Origin of the sequence: Stenotrophomonas sp. S39 (assembly GCF_016624665.1) — a bacterium.
Classification (GTDB): Bacteria; Pseudomonadota; Gammaproteobacteria; order Xanthomonadales; family Xanthomonadaceae; genus Stenotrophomonas.
On sequence record NZ_JACVTT010000064.1, the window covers coordinates 19,402 to 27,397 of the forward strand.

Annotated in this window: 8 protein-coding genes; 3 read left to right on the forward strand and 5 right to left on the reverse strand. The window is 67.0% G+C overall.

Features of this window, described 5'->3' with window-relative positions:
- Window positions 1–335: 335 nt before the first annotated feature.
- The 5 genes from pstS to IAE41_RS15700 all read right to left on the reverse strand — a co-directional run bounded on the left by pstS (window position 336) and on the right by IAE41_RS15700 (window position 4,921).
- On the reverse strand, window positions 336–1,355 hold the full coding sequence (gene pstS, locus IAE41_RS15680; RefSeq protein ID WP_079221295.1) for a phosphate ABC transporter substrate-binding protein PstS: 1,020 nt from the start codon (window positions 1,353–1,355) through the stop codon (window positions 336–338).
- 312 nt (window positions 1,356–1,667) lie between these two features.
- Entirely contained in the window at window positions 1,668–2,879 is a 1,212-nt protein-coding gene (locus IAE41_RS15685) for an OprO/OprP family phosphate-selective porin (protein ID WP_108764606.1), read from the reverse strand.
- Window positions 2,880–3,082: 203 nt separating this feature from the next.
- Window positions 3,083–3,769: an endonuclease III gene (gene nth, locus IAE41_RS15690; protein ID WP_200733744.1), complete on the reverse strand. Its 687-nt coding sequence runs from the start codon at window positions 3,767–3,769 to the stop codon at window positions 3,083–3,085.
- Complete coding sequence (locus IAE41_RS15695; protein ID WP_079221298.1) at window positions 3,769–4,122, reverse strand: hypothetical protein; 354 nt, start codon at window positions 4,120–4,122, stop codon at window positions 3,769–3,771. The genes nth and IAE41_RS15695 overlap by 1 nt, the downstream gene beginning before the upstream one ends.
- Before the next feature lie 4 nt (window positions 4,123–4,126).
- Window positions 4,127–4,921, reverse strand: coding sequence for an enoyl-CoA hydratase-related protein (locus IAE41_RS15700; protein ID WP_200733745.1), 795 nt, complete (start codon window positions 4,919–4,921; stop codon window positions 4,127–4,129).
- A 166-nt stretch (window positions 4,922–5,087) separates the two neighbouring features.
- On the opposite strand from IAE41_RS15700, the gene IAE41_RS15705 reads away from it, so the two are divergent.
- From IAE41_RS15705 to IAE41_RS15715, 3 genes are all read left to right on the forward strand, one after another.
- On the forward strand, window positions 5,088–5,789 hold the full coding sequence (locus IAE41_RS15705; RefSeq protein ID WP_079221300.1) for an FKBP-type peptidyl-prolyl cis-trans isomerase N-terminal domain-containing protein: 702 nt from the start codon (window positions 5,088–5,090) through the stop codon (window positions 5,787–5,789).
- A 209-nt stretch (window positions 5,790–5,998) separates the two neighbouring features.
- Window positions 5,999–6,811 carry a CoA pyrophosphatase gene (locus IAE41_RS15710; protein ID WP_079225168.1) on the forward strand — a complete coding sequence of 271 codons (813 nt, stop codon included), beginning with the start codon at window positions 5,999–6,001 and terminating at the stop codon, window positions 6,809–6,811.
- Entirely contained in the window at window positions 6,808–7,710 is a 903-nt protein-coding gene (locus tag IAE41_RS15715; RefSeq protein ID WP_200733746.1) for a sulfurtransferase, read from the forward strand. Before IAE41_RS15710 ends, IAE41_RS15715 begins: the two co-directional genes overlap by 4 nt.
- The last annotated feature ends 286 nt before the right edge of the window (window positions 7,711–7,996 follow it).

The following is a 7,996-nucleotide window of genomic DNA, read 5'->3' on the forward strand; positions in this document are numbered from 1 at the left end:
CCATGACAGAGGTGTCGGACATCACGTTCTGACAAGGGTTTCACGGGGTCAGCGGCCCCGTGGCGGGGCTGCCCGGCGCCGTCCGGGGCGCTGGAATGCGCGCGGCGGGCTCTTGTAGAGCCGAGCGCATGCTCGGCTGGCGGGCCGTAGTCGAGCATGGCTCGACTCTACAAAGGCGAAAAGCAGCCGGGCATGGGCTCGGCTCTGCAAGGGCAGGGGTCGGGCCAGGATCCCCCAAAACAGAAAGGCGCCAGACCCGAAGGTCCAGCGCCCGGTTGGGATCGGCGGGGGAGAGAGGACCCGCCGATCCCCGTTCCTGCGGGGGAACGCCTTGCTCAGTACTTCAGGTTCTGGGTCCAGTAGGTCTCGATCTGCTTGACCAGGGTGTCCGGCAGCGGCACGTAGTCCAGCTGCTTGGCCTGCGCATCACCGTTCTTGTAGATCCAGCGGAAGAACTCCTGGGTCGCCTTGGCGCCGGCCACGTTCTTCGGCTGCTTGCGCACCAGGATGAAGTTGGTGGCGGTGATCGGCCACGCCTGCTCGCCCGGGGCGTTGGTCATGACCAGGTAGAAGTCCTTGGCATTGGCCCAGTCAGCGCTGGCGGCCGCGGCCGAGAACGAGGCGTCCGACGGCTGCACGATCTTGCCGGCAGCATTCTTCATCGCCGCGTAGGACATCTTGTTCTGCAGGGCGTAGGACAGTTCGACGTAGCCGATGCCGCCCTTGATCTGCTTCACGTAGGCAGCGACGCCTTCGTTGCCCTTGCCGCCGATGCCGGCCGGCCACTGGACCGAGGTGCCTTCACCGACCTTGGTCTTCCACTCCGGGCTGACCTTGGACAGGTAGTTGACGAAGTTGAAGGTGGTGCCCGAACCGTCCGAACGGTGGACGATGGTGATCTTGGCGTTCGGCAGGGTCAGGCCGCTGTTCAGGGCAGCGATGGCCGGGTCGTTCCAGGTCTTGATCTTGCCCAGGAAGATGTTGGCCAGGGTCGGGCCGTCCAGCTTCAGCGCGCCCGGGGCAACGCCGGCCACGTTGATGACCGGCACCACGCCGCCGATGACCGACGGGAACTGGGCCAGGCCGGCAGCGGCCAGCTCTTCCGGCTTCAGCGGGGCATCGGACGAACCGAAGTCCACGGTCGCCGCCTTGATCTGGGCGATACCACCACCGGAACCGATGGACTGGTAGTTGACCTTCTTGCCGGTCGCGGTGCTGTAGTCCGCCGACCACTTGGACATGACCGGGTAGATGAACGAAGCGCCCGCGCCGGTGACATCGGCGGCGTTGGCGGCAAACACGGACGATGCAGCCAGGATGGCGACAGCGGCGCGCGACTTGAAGGCGTGGATCACGGGAGAGACTCCTGGGGTGGTCGAAGGGCGGCTGCCCAACGTTTCGGTGCACATTCCATAACGGTTACGTGACACGCCCGCGTCTGTCATATGACGCAACCGTGACACCCGTCATGAATGTCTCGGAACCCGCGCCAGAGGGCCTGTGGGTCCTTCGCGGCACGGTCGTAAAGCGAGCCTTGCAGCAGCCGTGGGCACTGCCCGGGCGCCGGTGCTGCGCAGGCGCCACCGCTCGGAGGGCAGGGCGGCGGGCCCCACAACGACGAAGGCACGGCCGGAGCCGTGCCTTCGTTGCAACGCGTGCTTCAGGTCTTACCAGAAGAACTGCGCGCGGGCTTCCAGGATGTTCGGATCGTCGTTGACGAAGCCGCGGGCGGTGGAGCTGTACTTCTTGCTGTCCACCATCACGTAGTTGACCATGAACTTGAAGTTCGAACGCCAGTACCAGTTGGCGCCGACGGTCCAGATGTCCATCTTGCCGCCCAGCACGCCATCGACGATCGGCGGACGACCGGCCACCGGGTTGGCCGACAGGTTGCCGTCGTTCAGATCCATGTGGTCGTAACGCACGCCCAGCTGCCACTGGCCGCCAGCCGGGTTGTTCGGCAGGCCGGTGCCCGGGGTGCCGCCCTTGTAGCTCCAGGTTTCGCCGGTCACGTTCCACACGCCGCTGATGTAGTAGCCGTCGCTGGTGTAGTTGTCGTGGTCGTAGCGCTTGGCCTTGCTGCTGTAGTACTCGGCCTGGGCCTTGAACGGGCCCTGGAAGTACATGGCTTCAGCGCCGAGGGTGCTGACGCGGTCGGTGTCGGTCATGTTGCCGCTGTCGACCAGACGCGCGGTGGCCAGGTCGGCGTTCGGACGGGCACGCACGCGCAGGGTGTCGGCGTCGGCGTCGTAGTCGACGTAGCTCAGGCCGAAGTGCAGGACCTGGCCCTTCTCGTTGATCGGGGCGAAGGTGCCGCGTGCGCCGTAGCCGCTGCCGTGGGCCAGGTTGCGGGTCAGTTCGCGGCCGAAGGCGCTGGCGGTGACCGACCAGTTGTCCTGGCCGTAGCTGTAGGCGCCACCGAGGCGGCGGGCGACCGCGTAGGTGTTGGTGACCGCAGCCTTGGAGATGAAATCGTTGTTCTTGGTGCTGGACAGTTCTTCCAGGCTGTTGGGCTGCTTGAACTGGCCGGCCTGGATGAAGTGGTTGGCGTTGCCCAGCAGCTTGTACTTCACGTTGGTGTCGAGGAACTTGTCGGCCTTGGCGTCATAGCCGACCACCCACTCCACGTTGCCCGGGCCCTTGCCCTTCAGCACCAGCTCGGCGCGACGCAGTTCGAATTCGCTGTCCTTGCCATTGCCGGCGTCACCGCCGTTGAGGTCCACGACGTCATTGTCGAACCAGTTGCCGTCGGCCTGGACCAGGCCTTCGAAGGTGATTTCCGAACCGCCGATCACATCGATGGCGACTTCAGCGTGAGCAGCCGGCACGTACAGCGCAGCAGCCACGGCCACCGTCAGGAGTTGGTGATGCAGTTTCATGGAGAGGAGCCTTGCAGGCAGGTGGGAAGATGCGCGCAGGCTAAAAGGTAAAGATTGCGTAAATGTGACAGTTCGCGCGCGGCAGGCATCCGCCGCAGGCCCCGTCGCGTCAGGGGCTGACGATGTAAACGCTTGCATGTGACGCTGCGGTTGCGCACGGATTGCAGTAGATCCACGCCACGCGTGGATGCCTGTCCTGCGCCCTACGCGGCGGTCTTTTCCTTGAACCGGCACAGGTCGGCAATCACGCACCCCGGGCAATCCGGCTTGCGCGCCTTGCACACGTAACGCCCGTGCAGGATCAGCCAGTGATGCGCATCGAGCAGGAACTCGGCCGGGATCGCCTTGACCAGGCGGTCCTCTACTTCGCGCACGTTCTTGCCCGGCGCCAGCCCGGTGCGGTTGGCCACGCGGAAGATGTGCGTATCGACTGCCATCACCGGTTCGCCGAACGCGGTGTTGAGCACCACGTTGGCCGTCTTGCGGCCGACCCCGGGCAGCGCTTCCAGCGCTTCGCGATCGCGTGGCACTTCGCCGTCGTACTTCTCCAGCAGGATCGCGCAGGTGGCGATCACGTTCTTCGCCTTCGCGTTGAACAGGCCGATGGTGGCGATGTATTTCTTCAGGCCGTCCTCACCGAGCGCGAGGATACTGGCCGGTGTATTGGCCACCGGGAACAACCGCCGCGTCGCTTTGTTGACGCCCACGTCCGTGGCCTGCGCCGACAGTGCCACGGCCACCAGCAGCTCGAACGGCGAGCTGTATTCCAGTTCCGTCTTCGGGTGCGGGTTGAGTTCGCGCAGGCGGGTGAACATTTCCACCACGTCGGCGCGCGGCATCACGCTGCCACGACGCGCGGGTGTGCGCGTGGTCTTCTTTGCAGTGGCCATTACTGTTCCTTGCCTGCGGCGCGGGCCTTGGCCCGGGCGAGAATCGCGGCCGCCGCAGCGGGCAGCGCAGGCTTCACATCCGGTGCCGGCGCTGGTGTGCGACGTGCATCACGTTCGGCTTCGCGGCGCGCCAGGCGCACGGCACGCGCACGATAGCGCTCACGCGCGGCCCAGGCGTTCTGCAGGTCGTGCTGTACCTGCAGCAGGCGCTGCGGAAGTTCCGGGTGGCCGGGTACCAAGCGTGCGTCGGCCTCGCCGGCGACGTAGTCCATCAGGCCGGCCTGCAGGGCGCCATCGAGATCGTCTGCCTGGACCCGGGCGAACAGCTGCGCGGGGTTGGGTCGGGATGCCATGGGGTCAGCGGTTCTGGAATGCCGGCGGGCGACGCTGCAGGAACGCGCTGGTGCCTTCGCGCATGTCTTCGGTGGCGAACAGCAGGCCGAACTGCGCGCTTTCGTATTCCAGGCCCGCTTCCAGGCTGCATTCGCCGCCCACGTGCACGGCGTCCAGCAGGCCACGCAGGGCCAGCGGTGCCGAGCGGGCCAGCTGCCTGGCGACGTCCTGCACGCGGTTGTCCAGTTCGGCTGCCGGCACCACCTGGTTGACGATGCCCAGCGCGAGGGCGCGCCCGGCGTCGATTGGCGCGCCCAGCAGGCACAGTTCCAGGGTGGCCGCGCGGCCGCACAGGCGCAGCAGGCGCTGGCTACCACCGAAGCCGGGGATCAGCCCCAGGTTGATCTCTGGTTGGCCGACCTTGGCGGTATCGGCAGCGATGCGCAGGTGGCAGGCCATGGCCAGCTCCAGCCCGCCGCCCAGGGCAAAGCCGTTGACGCGGGCGATGACCGGCTTGGGCATGCGCTCGATCTGCCGCATCAGGGCCTGGCCCAGCAGGGAGAAATCACGTCCCTGAACCGCGCTGAGGGTGTTCATTTCGGCGATGTCGGCGCCGGCCACGAAGGCCTTGGGGCCGGCGCCGGTCAGCACCACCACGCGGACGTCAGCGTCGGCCGCCGCGGCGCTGAACGCCTCGGCCAGGGCCTGCAGGGTGGCCGCGTTGAGGGCGTTGAGCTTTTCCGGGCGCTGCACGGTGAGGGTGCGGATGGCACCGTCATCGGTCACGGCGACGGGGTGGTCGGCGGGGGCTGAGGCCACGGAAAACTCCTGGAACGTTAAAAAAAAGTGAGATTGAACTCTTGAAACGCAGGCGGGTCAAAGCCTGCGTGGTCAGTAGCGGTTACACGTTGTGGCCGGTATCCTAACCCGTCGCCTCAGGGCGGCGCAGAACGTCCCTGAGTTACCACCCCTGGAGAACTGTTTGATGAAGTTGCGTTCTATCGCGGTCGCCGTCGCGGCCCTGGCCCTGACGGGCAATGCCTTCGCCCAGGACGTCTCGTCCGAAAAGGGCAAGCTGAGCTACTACTTCGGTTACGACTACGGCAACAACCTGGCTGAGCTGACCGCCCGTGGTGAGCAGCTGGACATCAACTCGGTGGTGAAGGGCCTGCAGGACGCCTACGCCAAGAAGCAGCCGGCGATCACCGCCGATCAGCTGAAGCCGGCCGTTGAAGCGTTCCAGAAGCGCGAGCAGGGCCGTGCCCAGGCCGCCAAGGCCGAGTACGAAAAGGCTGCTGCCGAAAACAAGACCAAGAGCGACCAGTTCATTGCGGCCAACAAGTCCAAGGCGGGCGTGCAGTCCCTGCCGAGCGGCGTGCAGTACCGCGTGATCGAAGCCGGCAAGGGTGCCAAGCCGACCCAGGCCAACACCGTGCAGCTGGAAGTGGCCGGTCCGTATCCGTTCGGCCAGCGCCCGGCTGAAGCCCGCCCGGCCCAGCAGATTCCGTCGATCAAGGTCAGCGAAGTCGAAATGAAGGCCATGCGCGAGACCCTGCTGCAGATGCCGGCTGGCTCGAAGTGGGAAATCACCCTGCCGCCGGACCAGGCTTACGGTGCCGACCCGCGTACCGGCTTCCCGCCGAACGTGGCGGTGCAGTTCGAAGTCAAGCTGGTCAGCGTCAAGTAAAAAACGAAGCAGTGCAGACAACGCGCCGGTGGCTTCCACCGGCGCGTTTCTGTTTCCGCTGCGGGACGCGTGCGCCAACCCGGTAGAGTCGACCGTTGGTCGACTGCTCTTACCGCGCTGCGCGCGATCGTCGACTGACAGTCGACTCTACCGCCCATCCGCGTGTCGTGATCGTCCCCAACCGCAGCCATTCGCGCTACTGTTGCAGGGTGCAAACTTCGGAAGAACCGGCGCGTGTTGTTGCAAGCCCCTGCATTGGCGTGTGCAAGCTGGATCACAACCGGCTGTGCGCCGGGTGCGGGCGGCATATCGATGAAATCGCAGGGTGGTCGTCGATGAGCGATCGCGAACGCAGCCGCATCCTGCACCGCGTGCAACCCCTGCGCGAACAACTGCAGCAATCGCTGCGTGGCTCACTGGCCGACCATGAGCGCCTGCTGCGCGCGCTGCATCCGCTGGCCGAACCGCCGCAGGGCGACGGCTGGAACCGCAGCGAACTGAGTGACCTGCTGCCGCCTGGCCCGCCGGTGGAAGCCGCCGTGCTGGCCGGTATCGTGCCGCGTGCCGGTGGTGCCCAGGTCATCCTCACCCGCCGCACCGAAACCCTGCGCACCCATGGTGGCCAGGTCGGCTTTCCCGGCGGCCGCACCGAACCCGACGACCGCGACGCACTCGCCGCCGCACTGCGCGAGAGCCAGGAAGAAATCGCACTGGCACCGGGCCAGGTGCAGGCGCTGGGCTACCTCGATCCTTTCGTCACCATCACCGGCTACCGGGTGACCCCGGTGGTGGCGGTGGTCGATCCGGATTTCGTGCCGGTGCCGCAGCCCAGTGAAGTGGCCGAAGTGTTCGAGGTGCCGCTGGATTACCTGATGGCCGCCGACAACCTGCGCCAGGTCGAAATCAACCATCGCGGCCGCGTGCGCCATGTCCTGGAGTACGGCTGGCCTGGCCAGCGCATCTGGGGCGCCACCGCGGCCATCCTCTACAACCTGCGTCGCCGCCTGGAGCAAGTGCAATGAAGCCGATCGATCCGCCGTGGACCACCCTGGTCGATGTCGCCACGCTGGCCGCCGCCCTGGGCGAAGGCGTGCGCGTGGTTGATGCGCGCGCCACCGCCAGCATGGCCGTGCGCGTGGTGGATGCCCGCGCGGCCCTGGCCGATCCGCAGGCCGGGGCAGGGCAGTACGCGGCCGGGCATATCCCGGGCGCGGTACATGCCGATCTCAACCAGGATCTTTCCGATCTGCGCCGCAGCGGCCATGGCCGCCATCCGCTGCCCGACAGTGACGCGTTTGCCGCGCGCGTGGGCCAGTGGGGCATCGGCCAGGACACGCAGGTGGTGGTCTACGACGGCAGCGACGGCAGCATGGCCGCCGCACGCCTGTGGTGGCTGCTGCGCCTGATCGGCCACACCCGCGTGGCCGTGCTCGACGGCGGCATCGCTGCCTGGCAGGCCGCCGGCCATGCACTGGCCACCGGCCACAGCGAGGTGCCCGCGCAGCCGCCATATCCGGGCCGTTTCGACACCACCCAGGTGGCCTCGGCCGACGAGATCGCCGCGCGCCTCAAGCACGCCCCCGGCTGGCTGGTCGACGCCCGCGCCGGCGAGCGGTTCCGTGGCGAAGTGGAGCCGCTGGACCCGGTAGCCGGCCACGTTCCCGGCGCGGTCAACCGCCCGTTCGCCCTGAACGTTCTCGACGGCCACCTGCGCGACCCGCAGGAACTGCGTGCAGAACTGCAGGGCGTGATCGGCAACCAGGACCCGCAGCGTGTCGTGCTGATGTGCGGCTCGGGCGTGACCGCCTGCCACCTGCTGCTGGCCATGGAAAGCGCCGGCCTGAGCGGCGCCCGCATCTATGCCGATTCCTGGAGCGGATGGGTCAGCGACAGCACCCGCCCGGTGGCGACCGGCGCCTGAAAGCTCCGATTGAATCGACCCCGTGCCGACCAACGGTCGGCACCCACCAGAGCAGAGCGCCGCTCCGATAGATAGATGCCAGTAGATCCACGCCACGCGTGGATGAGGATCCCATCCCGTGCCGACCAACGGTCGGCACCCACCATCAGTCGGCACCCACCATCAGCAGCAGATTCCAACAGCCCGCAGGAAACTGTCGAAGGCGAGGTGGGTCCGGTTGCGGGGGCGTGAGCGGCATGGGCCCGAGGCATGCCTCGGGCGGGTTGGGCAGGACGCCCAACCCCGG